Below are 17,011 nucleotides of genomic sequence, written 5' to 3'. Positions count from 1 at the left end.
GGGGGCGGCCGGGGCGTGGCGGGGGGGGGGGGTTCGGGGTTTTGTCGCTGTTGCCGGCTTTGTGGGGGGGGGGGGGGGGGGCGCCCCCCCCCCCCCCCCCCACGACCGGATGCGCCGGTGACACAGGTGACACCGGCGACGGTGAGTCCGGGCCGGTCACCACGGCCGCCCGCCAGGGCCGGCCGCAGCCACTGACCTGGCAGCAGGAGCTGCGCGTCGGCGACGCCCAGCAGCGCCTGACGAAGCGGTGCATGAAGCGGCACGGCTTCACGTACTGGGAGGACCGCACGCTGACCCTGCGCGAGAGCCGCCCCGTGCGGTACGTGCAGGACGACGTGGCGTGGGCCAGGGCGTACGGGTACGGCGGAGCGATCGACGCCAAGAGTGAGCGGACACGGAAACACCATCCGATCGCCGCGTACCGCCAGAGCCTGTCCGCCGAGCGGCGCGCCGCCTTCGACATGGCGCTGGACGGCGGCGCCGAGGCGGCCGACCTCTCGGCCTCGCTGCCGGGCGGGGCCAAGGTCCACAAAAGGCTCGGCGGCTGCACGGCCGAAGCCGAGAAAACCCTCTACGGCGACCCCGCCGAGTGGTTCCGCGCCTCGAAGACGGCCACCGGCCTCAACGCGCTGTACGGCCAGGAACTGATGAACGACCAGCGGCTGACCACCGCGGTACGCGCCTGGTCCGACTGCATGCGCGAGGCGGGCCATTCCTACGACGACCCCCAGGCGGCACGTGACGCGGTGCGGCAGAACACCGCACGCCTGGGTCCGGCCCGCGCCGACCAGGCGTTCGCGGCCGAACGCCGCACCGCCGTCGCCGACGCCGGCTGCGCCCGCGAGACCTCGCTGAAGTCCGTGGCCGCGGCCCGCGAGACGCACTACGTCGACCAACTGCGCGACCGGTACGGCGCGGCGGTCGACACCTACCGGCACCTCGGGCAGCAGGCGTACGACCGCGCGGTACGGATCGTGCCGCAGCGCGCCTGAGCCCGCCCGACAGCCGTAACACCCAGCACCGACATGCGACGAGGGGAAATCATCATGCGCAAGTTCGCCATCACGGCGGCCGTCATCGGGCTGACCGCCCTGGGACTCGGCGTGCCCGCCACCACCGCTCAGGCGGCCGAGTCGGGCGCCCAAGGCCCCGTCTGCGACAGCAAGTGGCCGGGCCGCAACGGCAACATGTACGCCTGGGACGGCTACGACTGCCAGGGCACGCTCCTGGGCGTCGACGCGGGCAACGACGCCGACTGGCAATGGGCCCCCGGCGGCTTCTCGAACGCCTGGGACAAGGCGTCGTCCGTCATGAACGCCGGCTACACCGGCGGCAACGACGTCGTCCAGTTCTGGTACGTGCAGGAGTACCAGGAGGGATATGCCTGCCTCTCGCCGTACGAGTACTACGCGGACAACCTGTCCGACAACTACTTCAGCAACGGCGAGAACGCGAACAACAACATCCGCTCGCACCGCTGGGTGAGCAGCTGCAACGTCTGGCTCACCTGATCCACCGAACGCGGACGGGCGGCCCGGCATCGTGCCGGGCCGCCCGTCCCCGCGTGCGCGGCTCAGTGGAAGAAGTGCCGCGTCCCCGTGAAGTACATCGTCACGCCCGCCTTCGCCGCGGCCTCCACGACCAGCTCGTCGCGGACCGAACCGCCCGGCTGGACCACGGCCTTGACGCCGGCCGCGGTGAGGATCTCCAGGCCGTCGGGGAACGGGAAGAACGCGTCGGAGGCGGCGTACGAGCCCCGCGCGCGCTCCTCGCCCGCCCGCTCGACCGCGAGCTTCGCGGAGTCGACCCGGTTGACCTGGCCCATGCCGACGCCGACCGAGGCGCCGTCCCTGGCGAGCAGAATGGCGTTGGACTTGACCGCCCGGCAGGCCTTCCAGGCGAAGGCCAGCTCCGCCAGTTCGGCGTCGCCGAGCGCGTCGCCGGTCGCCAGGGTCCAGTTCGCCGGGTCGTCGCCGTCCGCCTGGAGACGGTCGGTGACCTGGAGCAGCGCGCCGCCGTCGATGGGCTTCACCTCGACGGGGTTGGACGGGCCCGCCGCCGCCTTGAGCACCCGGATGTTCTTCTTCCTGGCGAGCGCCTCCAGCGCTCCGTCCTCGTAGCCGGGCGCGACGATGACCTCGGTGAAGATCTCGGCGACCTGCTCCGCCATCTCCTTGCTGACCGGCCGGTTGACGGCGATCACGCCGCCGAAGGCGGACAGCGGGTCACAGGCGTGCGCCTTGCGGTGCGCCTCCGCGACGTCCGAACCGACCGCGATGCCGCAGGGGTTGGCGTGCTTGATGATCGCGACGCAGGGCTCGGCGTGGTCGTACGCGGCACGGCGCGCGGCGTCCGTGTCGGTGAAGTTGTTGTACGACATCTCCTTGCCGTGCAGCTGCTCGGCCTCGGCGAGACCTCCGGTGCCGTCGACGTAGAGAGCGGCGCCCTGGTGCGGGTTCTCGCCGTACCGCAGGGTGTTCTTGCGCTCGTACGTCGCGCCGAGGAAGTCGGGGAAGCCGCTGTCGTCGACGGCCGCGTAGTCGCCGGCGAACCAGGAGGCGACCGCCACGTCGTACGCCGCCGTGTGCTGGAAGGCCTCCGCCGCGAGCCGCTTGCGGGTGGCGAGGTCGAAGCCGCCGTCCTTGGCCGCGGCCAGCACATCGGCATACCGCGCGGGGCTGGTGACGACGGCGACGGACGGGTGGTTCTTGGCGGCGGCGCGGACCATCGACGGGCCGCCGATGTCGATCTGCTCGACGCACTCGTCGGGCGTCGCGCCCGAGGCGACGGTCTCGCGGAACGGGTAGAGGTTGACCACGACGAGGTCGAACGACTCGATGCCGAGCTCCTCCAACTGGCGCCGGTGGTCGGGGAGCCGCAGGTCGGCGAGGATGCCGGCGTGCACCTTCGGGTGCAGGGTCTTGACGCGGCCGTCCAGGCACTCGGGGAAGCCGGTCAGCTCCTCGACCTTGGTGACGGGGACGCCCGTCGCGGCGATCCTCGACGCGGTGGAGCCGGTGGAGACGAGCTCGACACCGGCCTCGTGCAGCCCGCGCGCCAGGTCTTCGAGGCCGGTCTTGTCGTACACGCTGACGAGCGCGCGTCGGATGGCCCGCTTGTTGCTCTCGGCGGTGGCGGTCACTGGATAACTACCTTTCGTCCCTCAATGCGATAGCCGTTGCGGGCGAGCCGCCCCACGACATCGACGAGCAGCCTTCGCTCGACTTCCTTGATGCGCTCGTGCAGAGCGCTCTCGTCGTCCTCGTCCCGGATCTCGACCACGCCCTGAGCGATGATCGGGCCGGTGTCGACGCCGTCGTCGACGAAGTGGACGGTGCATCCGGTGACCCTCGCACCGTACGCGAGCGCGTCGCGTACGCCGTGGGCACCGGGAAAACTGGGCAGCAGCGCGGGATGCGTGTTGACGAACCGGCCGCCGAACCCGGCGAGGAACCGCTTCCCCACGATCTTCATGAACCCGGCGGACACGACGAGGTCGGGTTCATGGGCGGCGGTCGCCGCGGCGAGCGCCGCGTCCCACTCGTCACGGGTGCCGTGATCCCTGACGCGGCACACGAAGGTGGGCAGCCCCGCCCGCTCGGCCCGCGCGAGCCCCTCGATACCGTCCCGGTCCGCGCCCACGGCCACGATCTCGGCCCCGTACGCCTCGGGCCCCGCCTCGGCGATGGCGTCGAGCAGTGCTTGCAGATTCGTACCTGATCCGGAGACCAGCACGACAAGGCGCTTGGCCACGGGCTTGGCGGCCACGGTGAGGCCCTTTCTCGGGGAAGCGGTTGCGCGGCCGGCTGGTTCTGTACGTTCGTACTCGCACACTCGCGCTTGTACATTCGTACGAATGCATCGCGCCCCGGGATACGGGGAAGTCTACGAAGCGGCCGACCGTCAGCAACGATACCGGCACACCGGGCGGCCCCCACGGGACGGGGGCGTGGCCGGAAGGTAGCGTCTGGGGAGGATCCACCTGGGAACACCGTCCGCCGCGGGGAACGCCTTGCGCGCGTGCGGCGTTGATCTGGGTTGGGTACGTGAACTTTCGGGACGGTCGTCCCCGGCCACGCGTACCCGGGGCGCCGGCCCCGCCGTCACGGACGCTCGGGGCCGCCAGTCCTGGGTATCAGACCTGATGTACGAACGCTCGGGGTGCGAGTCCCGGGTGCAGGAACTGCTGTACGAACGCTCGGGGCGAGTCCCGGGTGCGGAACCGTTGTACGAACGCTCGGGGGTGCGAGTCCCGGGTGCAGAACCGCCGCACGAACGCTCGGGGTGCTAGTTCCGGGCGTAGGAACCGTTTTACGAACGCGCTCGGAGTGCTAGTCCCGGGTGCACGACCTCCGGTACGAACGCTCGGGGCGCCCGTCCCGGGCAGGTACGAAGTCCGTGGACACGCCGCCCGCCATAACCACCAAGGGGAAGACGCACACCTGATGCCGGACCGCAGTCTCCGACTCCCTCCGCTCCTGCTGCGCGAGCGGCGCCCTCAGCCTGTGCCGCCGCGGGAAGGCGGGGATACACCCGGCTCCGGCCCTTCGGGTGAGCACGGCTCGGCCGACGGGAACGGGTCGGGCGGACAAGGCCCGGACACGCCGCCCTCCGGCTCCAACTCCGGCTCGAACTCCGGGTCGAACTCCGGCTCGGACGACAATCCGTTCGCCCCGCCGCCGGACGGCACGCCCGACCGGCCGTGGCAGCCGCGCCGGCCCGCGAACGGGCAGGGCTCGGAGGGCTCGGGCGAGCGCGGTGAGCCGGGTGGCGCCGACGGACAGTCCCCGTGGGGCAGTCAGTGGAGCGACCGGCAGCCCGGCCCGTCCAGCGGCGGCCGTTTCGGCGACCGCCCCGGTGTGACGCCGCCAGGACAGCAGGGTCAGGGCCAGGGCGGTCCTGAGGGGCAGGGCGGCGGCCCGGGAACCGGCATGCGCTGGGACCCGACGGACCCGGCCCAGCGCCGCGCGCGCTTCGCGCTGCTCTCGGGTATGTGGGCGTTCTTCTTCGCCCTCTTCAGCTGGCCGTACGTGGCCCTGCTGCTCGGCGCGCTCGCCCTCTACTGGGGCATCAGCGCCCTGCGCGCCAAGCCCCGCACCCCGGACCCGGACAGCCCGGCCCCCACCGATGCGACGCCCGCCCGCCCCCAGAAGTCCGCCGCGGTGAGCGGCCTGGTCACCGCCTCCCTGGCCATCGCCATGGTCGCCGCAGGCTTCACCGCCCAGCTCGTCTACAACGACTACTACGCCTGCACCAACGACGCCCTCACCAACGTCGCGAAGGAGTCCTGCAACGACCTTCTGCCGAAGGAGTTGCGGGGAGTACTGGGAGTGCAAGGCTAGAGATCCGACCTGGTCCGACCTTGCCCGCCCTGGTCCAGCCAGCTCCGACAAGGGGGGTCCGGGGGCGCAGCCCCGGGAACGGGACGGGCAGGGGCGGAGGGGGCGAAAACCCCCAACCCCCGCCCACCCACCCGCGGGCCTTTCATCAGGCGTCATCCCGACTCGGTCGGCTCCGCGGACTCGGTCTTCTCAACCCGCTCGTCCCGCCCGACGGGCTCCGTCGGTTCGTCCCGCTCCTCGGGCTCCCCGGCTCCCTCGACCTCCGTAGCGGCGGACGCCTCCTTCAAGGCCGCCCAACGGACCTCACGAGGCAGATCCTCGTGCCACGGAGACCCCCCGCCGTCGGAGGGCAGCAGGTCGTACGGCTCGTCGAAGGCGGACCCGGCCGGCGCGGAACGGGCAGGAGGCTCAGCCTGGGGCACGACATGGGCGTGCCCCAGGACCTGGTTCTGGACATGGCCGCCCTGTCCACCGGCCTGCTCCCCCACCAGCCCCGGAGAGGTCACGGCCCCCGCCGCCCGCTCACCCCGTGAGAACCAGGACGGCAGCCACCCCCTCGGCTCCCGCACCCGAGGCACCCGCACCTCAGGCTCCCGCACCTGCCGCCCCCGAACCCGCCATCCCCGCACCCCGACCACCACGGGAACCCCCACAGCGGCCGTCCACAGCATCGTCGCGCCCCCCACCTGCCACCACACGGGGCCGAAGTGAGCCAGCCGCGCGACCCCGAGCGGCCCCCCGGCCAGCCCTGCCAGCACCGCGAACGCGCTCCCGCACAGACCGGCCGCGAGCAGCACACCCCCCACGGTCCGGCCCAGCGACCACGCCGCCCCGCTCGCCGGCACCGCCGAGGCCACGACGAACCACGCCACGGTCACCCCCGCGGCCACCGGCACCGCCCCGACCGCCCAGGTCGACGGCGTCGCGGCCCCCGGCACCGCGGCCAGCAGCGGAAAGGCCGGAAGCAGCGAACCGGGCACCGCCGGGGACAACGGCGCCGCCACCTGCCCCGCGCCGAGAACGACCCCGGGCCCGAGCCCGTACGACGCCCCCCACACGGCCGCGTTCGGGACGAGGGCCACGCACAGCAGCAGTACGGCGAACCGCCCCGACCACATCTCGGTGAGCTGGAGGAAGGAGCCGCGGGCCGCACCCCCGTGCCATACCAGCGACACGGCCACCAGCAAGGCCCCGCCCCCGACCAGCACCGCCGCCCCGGCCCCGGCGGCACGGGCGGTGCCCCCGAGGAACCGTCGGGCGTCCGGCGCGAGCGCACGGACGTCCACGTGACGGCGTACGCCCGGAGGCAGGGCGTCGAGAACCCGGTGCCCCCACAAGGGCATGGGCCCACGCGGATACCCGTACGCCGCCCACATCCCCGCTCCGGCCGCCCCGACGGCGAGCAGGGGCAGGCAGACGACGGTCCACATCCAGGAGGGCCGCAGCGCGCCGCCCGAGGCGTACAGCGCGGCGGCCCCGCCGACGGTGAGGTAGCCGGCGACGATGCCCGCCCACGCCGTACGGGGAGCCGCTTCTGACTCGGCGTCAGCCGCGTCGCGCCCCGCCCGGTGGAGCAGCCACACCGGCAGCACGACGAGGAGCAAGGGCGTGACACCCACCGGCATGGGCGTTCCGGAGAGCGATTCGCCGCGGACGAGTTCGACGCCGTGGGCCAGCAGCCAGAGGGAAACGGCCACGTGGAGCGCGCCGTCAGGTCCGCTGTCGGGATACGGGGAGCTGATCCAGAGCACCATGACGAGGACGGCGAACGAGCCGAGTCCGAGCCCCGCCGCGAGTGCGCCACCCAGGAGGCTGGCGGCCAGTCCGGGGGATCGGTCGCGCATCCGGGTGAGCAAGGGCGACAACGACAGCCTGCGGTCGGTCATTTGGGTCACGTCCGTCATGCTCCCAACGACACGCGCTTTCTCGTCGTAACAGGCGAACCTCCGATGTGTCGCTCAATATGCAGTTATGTACTTTTTCGTACGAAGGGGCGCGCTGTGGAGTCCGAGATGACACAGAGCCCCGCGACCCCGCTGCCATCTCCCAAGGAGCGCCGCCGCCTTCGCGAGGCCAAGTCGCTGAGCCAGGCCGACGTTGCGACCAGGGTGGGCGTCAGCCGCGAGACGGTGCGCTCGTGGGAGACCGGCCGTACGACGCCGCGCGGCCGCAAACGGGTGGCGTATCTGAGGGTGCTGGGCGCGCCGGAGCCCGAGGACACGACGCCGGCTTCCGGCGGCGAAGCGGGAACCCGCCCTGAAGCCGAGGCGGAGGTCGTTGTCGAGGCCGAAGCCGTGGTCGAGGCGGCGGCCGAAGCGGAGGTGACCACTCGTCAGGAGCCGCACCCGGAGGCCGAGACGGCCGCCGGGGCGGAGACCGGGGCCGGCGGCGAGGACGGGACCGGCGGCGCGGGCAAGGGTGGAGGAGAGGGCCAGGGCGAGGGCGAGGGCGAAGGCAACAAGGAGCCCGAGGGCGCGGGTGAAGGTGACGAGCAGGGCGGAGGTGAGGGGCAGGGGGGAGGTGAGGGGCAGGGTGAGAGCGAGGGCGTAGGCGCGGCGCAGGACGTGGGCGTGGCGCAGGACGTAGGCACGGGTCAGAACGTAGGCACGGGTCAGGACGTAGGCGCGGCGCAGGACGTGGGCGCGGGGCAGGGTGATGACGAGGGCGCCGCTCCCCCGGCGCCGGCTCCCGCCCTGACGCCCCCTCAGGCCTTCGACGCTCTCTACGCGTTCTGCACCCCCGCCCTCGTACGGCAGGCATACCTGCTGACCGGGCGGCGCGAGCTGGCGCGTGAGTCGGTGGAGCGGGCGTTCCAACTGGCCTGGCACCGATGGCCCGAGGTGGCCGTGGACCGGGATCCGGCCGGGTGGGTGCGGGCGACGGCGTACGAGTACGCCCTCTCCCCCTGGCACCGGCTGCGCCCCAGGCACCGGCACCCGGAGGCGCCGCCCGCCGACCCGGCGGACCGCGCGCTGCTCGACGTACTCCTGAAACTGCCGCCGATGTACCGGCGCACCCTGCTGCTGTACGACGGGGTCGGGCTCGATCTGCCGGAGACCGCCGCCGAGACGGAGGCGAGCACGCCCGCGGCGGCCAACCGGCTGCTGCACGCGCGCGAGGCCGTCGCCGCGCGCCTGCCGGAGCTGGCCGAACCCGACGAACTGAACCGGCGCCTGACCACGCTCGCCGCCACGGAGCGGCTGCGCGCGGCGAAACCGCGCGCCGTCCGCTACGGCAGCGAACACCGCGCGCGCACCTGGACCCGTGCCGCCATCGCCTTCACGGTCCTGCTCATCGGCGCCACGTCACTGACCCTGCGCACGGCCCCGGACCACTACGAGCCGCCCATGGCCCCCGGCGAGACGGTCCGCGGTCTGTCGCCGCGCACCGCGCCCGGCCCGCTCTCCGACGAGCAGCTGGAACTGCACGCGTTCCTCAAGTCCCAGACGGCGAGCGGTCCGGAGAGGCTGGTTCCGGAGGCTCGCTGAGTACGCGGAAGGGCCCGCATCCCGGTGGGGGTGCGGGCCCTTCCGTGCGTTCGGGCGCGAGGCGCCGGCCGCTTGTGGCGCGACTCAGCCGTTGAGGATCTCGCGGGCGAGCTTCGCCGTCTCGGTCGGCGTCTTGCCGACCTTGACGCCGGCGGCCTCAAGGGCCTCCTTCTTCGCGGCGGCCGTGCCGGAGGAGCCGGAGACGATGGCGCCGGCGTGGCCCATGGTCTTGCCCTCGGGCGCGGTGAAGCCGGCGACGTAGCCGACGACCGGCTTCGTCACGTTCTTCGCGATGTAGTCCGCCGCACGCTCCTCGGCGTCGCCGCCGATCTCGCCGATCATGACGATCAGGTCGGTGTCGGGGTCGGCCTCGAACGCGGCGAGCGCGTCGATGTGCGTCGTACCGATGACCGGGTCGCCACCGATGCCGACGGCGGAGGAGAAGCCGATGTCACGGAGCTCGTACATCATCTGGTACGTCAGCGTGCCGGACTTCGAGACCAGGCCGATACGGCCCGGCTTCGTGATGTCGCCCGGGATGATGCCGGCGTTCGACTGACCCGGGGTGATGAGACCGGGGCAGTTCGGGCCGATGATGCGGGTCTTGTTGCCCTTCGACTTCGCGTACGCCCAGAAGGCGGCGGAGTCGTGGACGGCGATGCCCTCGGTGATGACGACCGCGAGGGGGATCTCCGCGTCGATCGCCTCGACCACGGCGGCCTTGGAGAAGGCCGGCGGCACGAAGAGGACGGAGACGTTGGCGCCCGTCTTCTCGATCGCCTCGGCGACCGTGCCGAACACGGGGATCTCGGTGCCGTCGATGTCGACGGACGTGCCCGCCTTGCGCGGGTTCACACCGCCGACGATGTTCGTGCCGTCGGCCAGCATGAGCTTGGTGTGCTTCATGCCCGTGGCACCGGTCATGCCCTGGACGATGACCTTGCTGTCCTTGTTGAGGAAGATAGCCATGGCTGTTCTGTCCCTCGTCCCTTACTTCGCGGCCGCGAGCTCGGCGGCCTTGTCGGCCGCGCCGTCCATGGTGTCCACGCGCTGCACGAGCGGGTGGTTGGCGTCCGAAAGGATCTTGCGACCCAGCTCGGCGTTGTTGCCGTCGAGGCGCACGACCAGGGGCTTGGTGACTTCCTCGCCCTTGTCCTTGAGCAGCTGGAGCGCCTGGACGATGCCGTTGGCTACCTCGTCACAGGCGGTGATGCCACCGAAGACGTTGACGAAGACGGACTTGACGTCCGGGTCGCCGAGGATGATCTCCAGGCCGTTCGCCATGACCGCGGCGGAGGCGCCGCCGCCGATGTCGAGGAAGTTCGCCGGCTTCACGCCGCCGTGGGCCTCACCGGCGTACGCGACCACGTCGAGGGTGCTCATGACGAGACCCGCGCCGTTGCCGATGATGCCGACCTCGCCGTCGAGCTTGACGTAGTTGAGGTTCTTCGCCTTGGCCGCGGCCTCGAGCGGGTTGGCCGAGTCCTTGTCCTCGAGCGCGGCGTGGTCCGGCTGGCGGAACTCCGCGTTCTCGTCCAGGGACACCTTGCCGTCGAGCGCGATGACCTTGCCGGAGGCGACCTTGGCCAGCGGGTTGACCTCGACGAGGAGGGCGTCCTCCTTGATGAAGGTGTCCCACAGCGTCACGAGGATCTCGGCGACCTGCTCCGCGACGTCGGCCGGGAACTTCGCCTGCGCGACGATCTCGCGGGCCTTCTCGATGCTCACGCCTTCGTTGGCGTCGACCGGGACCTTCGCGAGGGCCTCGGGGTTCTCCTCCGCGACGACCTCGATCTCCACGCCGCCCTGCACGGACGCCATGGCGAGGAAGGTGCGGTTGGTGCGGTCGAGGAGGTACGAGACGTAGTACTCCTCGACGATCTCGGGCGCGGTCTCGGCGATCATCACCTTGTGGACCGTGTGGCCCTTGATGTCCATGCCGAGGATGTCCGTCGCGCGGGCGACGGCCTCGTCCGGGGTGGCGGCGAGCTTGACGCCGCCGGCCTTTCCACGGCCACCGACCTTGACCTGCGCCTTGATGACGGACTTGCCGCCAAGACGCTCGGTCGCCTCGCGGGCTGCCTCAGGCGTGTCGATGACTTCACCGGCCAGCACCGGTACACCGTGCTTGGCGAAGAGGTCCCTCGCCTGGTACTCGAACAGGTCCACGCGCGTCCGTCCCTATCAGTGATCTCGCGGTTCGTTGTCTGCGTGGGCGTGCCGCGAAGGGCAACGTGACGTCCGCTGTCACAAGGGTGGCGCACACGGTGTCCGAGCGCGCGGCATGTCCGTCCCGCAGGTTATCGCCGCCGGACGCGGGTCCCTAAATCGCAGGTCACACCTGAGCGGTGATACCTGTCACAGAGCGGCCCCGGACGGGCCCCGAGTGGCGGCGGGGCCCGGTTCCGGGACCGGGGCCTCACCGGGCTGGGGTCGGCACGGTGAGGCCCCTTGAAGAGCCCTGAAGGGCCCAGGGCGGATGGTCCCCACCCCATGGGGACCGACCTGCCCTACCGCGGGGTCCCGGTCCCGACGGGCCGAAGGCTTCGGCCGTCCGGGTCCATCGCCCCGCGGAGTCAGTGCCTCCGCCACCCCACACACGGAGGCATGGGAGAAGGGCCGGCAGGAGGCAGGGAGGGAGGGAGGGAGGTGTCGGTGGGATCGGTCAGGTGGGATCGGTCAGGTGGCGTACGTGCCGTAGGGGGCACTTGCCGTACTGGGCACCTGGGGTGTGGCGCGCATCGCGCACGTAGCCCGACTTACAACGGGATCGGTTCGCGTGTGGGTCGCGGTACGACCGGATCGGTCCCTGTCGGGCGCGTGCTCTCCGCGTACGGGGGGGCGGGGCGCCTCAACTGGATCGGCTGCCCGGCCGGGAGCTGAGGGCTGCGCTACCGGGGCCGTCCAGCCGGAGAGGCTGTCGGGCGTCCAGAGCAGTGGCCGTCCAGCCCTGAGGTCGTCTGGCCGGGAGGTCCGTCTAGCCCGGGAAGACGGGGATGTCCCGGAACCTGTCCCGGGTCTTGCCCACGGTCACGGCCGCGGACGTGCCGGGCACGAGCCGCAGCGGCACCCGGTGGTGAGGGGTGACGGCGTGCGCGTCGCCGTGCCGGGGGCCGCCGTTGTCGCCGGCGGACTGGTGCGCGGGTACGCCTGCCGGGTCGCCGGGGGGCGACTGGTGCGTGGGGGTCGGCGCGGGCGCGCGGTGAACGGTGCCGCCGGCCCGGGGCGACGCGTCGGTGTCTTCGGCGCGCGTTCCGACGAGCACGGGCGTGGGCCCGTACGTCGAACCGGTCCGCGTCACAGCCTGTTGCCGCGCCGGGGCTTGCCTGTCCGCCGGGTCCGACGTGCCGTTCGCCGCCCCGCCGGACTGCGGCGCGGTCGCACCTGCGGCGGGCGGAGTCCGGTCGTCCTCGTCGGGAAGCGTCGGCAGACCGGGCACGGACGGCGACGTTTCCGCCGGCGGCCCGACCTGGATCGGCGTCAACGCGTCGGTCAGGGCTCCGGTGAGCGTTTCGGTCAGGGTTTCGGGCAAAGTTTCGGTGAGGGTCCCGGTCAGCCCGACGGTGACTGTCTCCACCAGGTCGCCGACCGGTCGCACGACGCCGTGGACGGTGTCGGTGACCGGGGTGCCGGTTGTGGCCGCCGTGCCCGTCGTCCCTGTGGTGCCGGTCGTGCCGGTCGTGCCGGTCGTGCCGGTGAGCGGAACGCTGACGGTGTCGGTGAGGTGCGAGACCGCCTTCGACGGAACCGGGCTCTTCTCACCCGTCCGGGAGTCCGGCCCACCCGGATTCACGATCCGCTCCAGCGACTTGGTCACCGAACCGGTCACGGGATCGGTCACCGAACTCGTCAGCGTCTGAACGACAGATACCGGAGTCGGGGTCGACACCTTCCCGTCCGCCGCGTGGGCCTGCTCCCCGAAGAGGAGCCCGAGCACGAACAACCCGCCCGCCAGCAGCAACACTCGGAGCGCACGCCGTCCGACCGCCGTGCGCGTCACGCGCAGAGCGGTACCGGATATCGCGGCCGACGAAGCCAAGGAGAAGGGCTCTTCTCGTGTGAAGGGTGTGAAGACCCGGAGATCCTCGCACGAGACTCCGGAAGCCTCGCAACCCCCCTCCTATTAACGGAGGTTCACGCCCCGATAACTGTCCGCACCCGGCGGCCACCCGCGGCTTTCCGTCCCCCGGCCGCCGGGCGAACTCAGCGCTCCGGTTCGGCGCTCCAGCCCCGTGCTCTCACCTGGTGTCCGGTATCGGCAACGGACGCTTCTCGATCGCCGCCGCCATCACCTCGGGAAACAGGTCGGGCGTGCAGGCGAACGCCGGTGCGCCCAGGGCCGCGAGAGCCGCCGCGTGTTCACGGTCGTACGCGGGTGCCCCCTCGTCGGACAGCGCGAGCAGCGTCACGAACTGCACCCCCGACGCCTTCATCGCCGCCACCCGCTTGAGCATCTCGTTCCGTATCCCCCCTTCGTAGAGGTCGCTGATGAGCACGACGACCGTGTCGGCGGGCCGGGTGACCTGCGACTGGCAGTACGCGAGCGCCCTGTTGATGTCCGTACCGCCGCCGAGCTGGGTGCCGAAGAGCACGTCGACCGGGTCGTCGAGCTGGTCGGTGAGGTCGACGACGGCCGTGTCGAACACGACGAGCCGGGTGGAGATCGACCGCATGGACGCGAGCACGGCACCGAAGACGGATGCGTAGACGACGGAGGCGGCCATCGACCCCGACTGGTCGATGCAGAGGATGACCTCCTTCTTCACGGACTGCGAGGCGCGCCCGTAACCGATCAGCCGCTCGGGCACGATCGTGCGGTACTCGGGCAGGTAGTGCTTCAGGTTCGCCGCGATGGTGCGGTTCCAGTCGATGTCGTGGTGCCGGGGCCTGCTGATCCGGGCGCTGCGGTCGAGGGCGCCGGAGAGCGTGGCACGCGTGCGGGTGGCGAGCCGCTTCTCCAGGTCCGCGACGACCTTGCCTACGACGGCACGCGCGGTCTCCTTGGTCGTCTCCGGCATGGCCTTGTTGAGGGAGAGCAGCGTGCCCACCAGGTGCACGTCGGCCTCCACCGCCTCCAGCATCTCGGGCTCCAGCAGGAGGGCGGACAGCCCGAGCCTGTCTATCGCGTCGCGCTGCATGACCTGGACGACGGAGGACGGGAAGTACGTCCGGATGTCCCCGAGCCAGCGCGCGACGGAGGGCGCGGACGCTCCGAGCCCGGCCGAACGGTCCCGCCCCGTCTGCCCCTTGCCCCCCTTCCCGTACAGCGCGCCGAGTGCCCCGTCCATCGCGGCGTCCTGCCCGGAGAGAGCGCAGCCGGTGCCGTCCGCGTCGTCGCCCCCGAGCACGAGCCGCCAGCGCCTCAACCGCTCGCCCGCCGCGTCGCCCACGTCACCCGCGTCACCCGCGTCGATCACCCCGCTCTCAGCGACGGCGTCGGCCGTGTCCGTGTCCACCACCACCGCGGCGTCCGCCGGTACGGTCATCGGGCCACCTCCACAAGGTTGTTGTCGTCCAGGTCGTTGCCGTCCGGGTCGTTGGTGCGACTGTCGGTGGTGCGACTGTCGGCGGTGTGACTGTCGGCGGTGTGACGGTCCCTGCCGGGCGCGGCGGCATCGTCGGCGGGTTCGTCCAGCCCGAGCAGCAGGCGCAGGACCGGCAGTACGGCGTCCGCACGGTCGGTGTCGAGCTCGGGGGCGAACCCGGGTATCCCGGAGCCCACGGCCGTCTCGGGGCCCCGCACTCCCGGGCCACGCCTGATCAACTCGCCCAACGTCCGCCGTACACCGGCCTCGTACGCCGAGAACGTCCGCCGCAGCAACGGCAGCACGTCGGTGAAGGCGTTCCCCGGCACCCCGGTCAGCCACGCGTCCACCAGGCCGAGCAGCCGCTCGTCGTGCAGGAGCAGCATGCCGCCCCCGGAGCCACCCCCGACGAAGCCCTCGATCCAGGCGGCGGCGTCCCCCGGCGCCGTCCCCGGTGAAAGCACCAGCCCCATCAGCCGGGCGGCCTCGTCCTGGGCCAACTCCCCCTCGTCGAGCAGCAGTCGAACGGAGCGTCCACGGATCACCCCCGGCACGGTGTCCCGCCCGGCCAGCACCCGGAGCACGGCGTGCCAACGAACGCGGATCCCACCGGACGCCGGGGTGCCGCCCGGTGAGTTGACGGCGGTAGGCGACGTGGGAGTTTCCGGCAACCCCGTGTCGGCGGGCGAGGCATCGGCTGTCTCCGCCAGCAGCCCCACCGCCCCCTGCACCGCGTCCACATGGCGCCGCATCTCCTCGGCGGCCTCGGTGTCGAGAGCCGCGCAGGCCGGTGGGAGTCCGACGAAGATCCGCTCGGCGAGGCCAACCGCGACGCCGTGGAGTGCGTGGGTGTCGGTGCCGCGTACGTCGCCGTAGCGCAGGGAACGGACCAGTGCGGGCAGGGCCTGGGCGAGGTGTCCGACGTCGGCGTCGAGGGCCGCCCGGTCCGCCAGGACACGCATGACGACGGGCAGCGCGTCCGGCAGTTCGGCCAGGAGGCAACGCTCGGCGAGTGCGGTGACCTCGGCCAGGGAACCCGCGCCGATGGCGTCCGCGTCGGCCTTGGCGGTCGCGGCGGAGAGCACGGTGGTGCCCCACACCCCGGCCTCGGCGACCCGTACGGACAACTCGGGCTCCCACCGCAGCCGCCAGGTCTCGCGGAAGGTCCCGGTACTGCCGCGCGACGCGGCGGGATCGCCCCACTCGATTCCGAGCAGCCGCAGCCGGTGCAGGAGTCTGCTCCGCCCGGCGTCGGTCTCCTTGCGCAGGTCGAGCTCCAACTCCCGCTCCGCGGCCTCCGGTTTGAGCCGCAGCCGGCGCTGAAGCCGGGCGAGGTCGCGCTGCAACGGCACCGCCGGTGCCGATTCGGGCACCTCTCCCATCACGTCACCGACCACGAGCCGGTCCCGCACCAGCGACAGCGGCACGTCCGAGCCCTCGCACATCACGGCGCGCACGGCATCGGTGGTCTCGGTCAGCCCCGGCAGCGGGCGGCCCCGCATCGCGGCGAGCGTGTCGGCCAGCCGCACCGCCTCGATGACGTGAGCGGAGGAGACCATCTGGTCCTCGTCGCGGAGCAGCCGGGCGACCTTGGTCATCCAACGCTCCACCGGGCGATCGGGTGCGCTGAACAGATGCCCGTACCAACCCGGCGAGTCGATGCCCGCCCCGTAGCCACTGGCCCGGGAGAGGCGGCGATGGGTCCAGGGCACCCAGGTCAGGTCGGCCTTGGCCTTGGGCAGCCCCTTGAGCAGTGCCCGATCAGCGCCGGCGGTGGTCTTCTGCCGCAGGGCGGGGACGTGCCAGGCCCCGCAGACCACGGCCACCTCGTCCCCGAACTCCCGCTGCGCCGACCGCACCTGGAGCCGCATGTACGCCTCACGGAGCAGGTCCCGGTCGTGTCCGCCGGCCCCGTACGCCTCCCGCAGCGCCCCCATCGCCTCTTCGAGCGCGGTGAACGGCGCGAACGGATCGCCTCCCGCCCCGCCCCGGTGCTCGACCACGTCCTCCCACCACCGCTCGGGATCGTCGTAACCGGCGGTCTCGGCGAGCACGGCGAGCGGATCGACGCGGACGGCCTCAGGGGGCAGCTTCTTGAGGATCTCCGGGGCCTCCGAGCCCATGAGGTCCTGGTCAGACTCCTTGAGGTCCTGGTCGGAGCCGTTGGCGTCGGGGTCGGCACCGTTGGATTGCTCGTCGGATCCGTTGGCGTCGTGGTCGACGCCGTGGGAGTCCTGGTCGGAGTCGTCTTCCTGTCCCCAGGCCAGTGTGTGAGTGGCCGGAAGGTCGATGAACCGGGCCGGAACCCCGTGATCCAGGGCCCACCGGATCGCCACCCACTCCGGGGAGAACTCGGCCAGCGGCCAGAAGGCCGAGCGGCCGGGCTCGTCCACGACGTGGGCGAGGAGGGCGACCGGGGGCCGCATGTCCTTGTCCGCGGCGAGCGGGATGAGCGCGTCGGCCTCCGGAGGCCCCTCGATCAGCACGACCCGGGGAACCGCCGCCTCCAGCGCGGTCCGCACGGCCCGCGCGGATCCCGGCCCGTGGTGCCGCACGCCGAGCAGCAGCGGCCCGCTGCCGGAAGGCCTGCCCACCGGCGGCGGCCTGTCGACGTCCGTCACACGATCCCCCTCGGTTTCGGCCCGCCCGGCACTCT

At 72.2% G+C, this 17,011-nt stretch carries 12 protein-coding genes; 4 read left to right on the top strand and 8 right to left on the bottom strand.

The features are described 5' to 3' along the window. The first annotated feature begins 251 nt into the window (after positions 1–251). Both ACIP79_RS41480 and ACIP79_RS41475 read left to right on the top strand, forming a co-directional pair. Positions 252–992 carry a hypothetical protein gene (locus ACIP79_RS41480; protein ID WP_401232929.1) on the top strand — a complete coding sequence of 247 codons (741 nt, stop codon included), beginning with the start codon at positions 252–254 and terminating at the stop codon, positions 990–992. Between the two features lie 54 nt (positions 993–1,046). Continuing rightward, the gene (locus ACIP79_RS41475) at positions 1,047–1,511 is read left to right on the top strand and encodes a hypothetical protein (RefSeq protein WP_401232926.1); all 465 of its coding nucleotides are present in this window, start codon (positions 1,047–1,049) and stop codon (positions 1,509–1,511) included. A gap of 62 nt (positions 1,512–1,573) precedes the next feature. Here the strand turns inward: ACIP79_RS41475 and purH are convergent, their stop codons facing one another. After that, positions 1,574–3,142 carry a bifunctional phosphoribosylaminoimidazolecarboxamide formyltransferase/IMP cyclohydrolase gene (purH, locus tag ACIP79_RS41470; RefSeq protein WP_401232923.1) on the bottom strand — a complete coding sequence of 523 codons (1,569 nt, stop codon included), beginning with the start codon at positions 3,140–3,142 and terminating at the stop codon, positions 1,574–1,576. Next, on the bottom strand, positions 3,139–3,768 hold the full coding sequence (gene purN, locus ACIP79_RS41465; protein ID WP_383680397.1) for a phosphoribosylglycinamide formyltransferase: 630 nt from the start codon (positions 3,766–3,768) through the stop codon (positions 3,139–3,141). Before purN ends, purH begins: the two co-directional genes overlap by 4 nt. A gap of 677 nt (positions 3,769–4,445) precedes the next feature. Here purN and ACIP79_RS41460 point away from each other — a divergent pair. Further along, a complete protein-coding gene (locus ACIP79_RS41460) occupies positions 4,446–5,342 on the top strand; it encodes a hypothetical protein (protein WP_401232920.1) in 897 nt (298 codons plus the stop codon). A gap of 152 nt (positions 5,343–5,494) precedes the next feature. Here the strand turns inward: ACIP79_RS41460 and ACIP79_RS41455 are convergent, their stop codons facing one another. Next, positions 5,495–7,246 (bottom strand): DUF6350 family protein, encoded by a 1,752-nt coding sequence (locus ACIP79_RS41455; RefSeq protein WP_401232918.1) that lies wholly within the window; start codon positions 7,244–7,246, stop codon positions 5,495–5,497. 108 nt (positions 7,247–7,354) lie between these two features. Between ACIP79_RS41455 and ACIP79_RS41450 the strand changes: the two genes are divergently transcribed. Beyond that, positions 7,355–8,830: a helix-turn-helix domain-containing protein gene (locus tag ACIP79_RS41450; protein WP_401232915.1), complete on the top strand. Its 1,476-nt coding sequence runs from the start codon at positions 7,355–7,357 to the stop codon at positions 8,828–8,830. A gap of 84 nt (positions 8,831–8,914) precedes the next feature. Here ACIP79_RS41450 and sucD read toward each other — a convergent pair whose 3' ends face one another. The 5 genes from sucD to ACIP79_RS41425 form a co-directional block, all read right to left on the bottom strand. Next, entirely contained in the window at positions 8,915–9,799 is an 885-nt protein-coding gene (gene sucD, locus ACIP79_RS41445; protein WP_383680390.1) for a succinate--CoA ligase subunit alpha, read from the bottom strand. Between the two features lie 21 nt (positions 9,800–9,820). Further along, positions 9,821–10,999 carry an ADP-forming succinate--CoA ligase subunit beta gene (gene sucC, locus ACIP79_RS41440; RefSeq protein ID WP_401232912.1) on the bottom strand — a complete coding sequence of 393 codons (1,179 nt, stop codon included), beginning with the start codon at positions 10,997–10,999 and terminating at the stop codon, positions 9,821–9,823. Positions 11,000–11,807: 808 nt separating this feature from the next. Next, positions 11,808–12,830, bottom strand: coding sequence for a hypothetical protein (locus ACIP79_RS41435; protein WP_401232909.1), 1,023 nt, complete (start codon positions 12,828–12,830; stop codon positions 11,808–11,810). Between the two features lie 238 nt (positions 12,831–13,068). Beyond that, the gene (locus tag ACIP79_RS41430; RefSeq protein ID WP_401232907.1) at positions 13,069–14,316 is read right to left on the bottom strand and encodes a VWA domain-containing protein; all 1,248 of its coding nucleotides are present in this window, start codon (positions 14,314–14,316) and stop codon (positions 13,069–13,071) included. Next, positions 14,313–16,976, bottom strand: coding sequence for a DUF5682 family protein (locus ACIP79_RS41425; RefSeq protein WP_401232906.1), 2,664 nt, complete (start codon positions 16,974–16,976; stop codon positions 14,313–14,315). Before ACIP79_RS41425 ends, ACIP79_RS41430 begins: the two co-directional genes overlap by 4 nt. Positions 16,977–17,011: the final 35 nt, after the last annotated feature.

Origin of the sequence: Streptomyces sp. NPDC088747, from assembly GCF_044751025.1 — a bacterium.
Lineage (GTDB): Bacteria > Actinomycetota > Actinomycetes > Streptomycetales > Streptomycetaceae > Streptomyces.
Note: the sequence above shows the minus strand (reverse complement) of the source record. Positions and strands in the feature narration are given on the sequence as shown.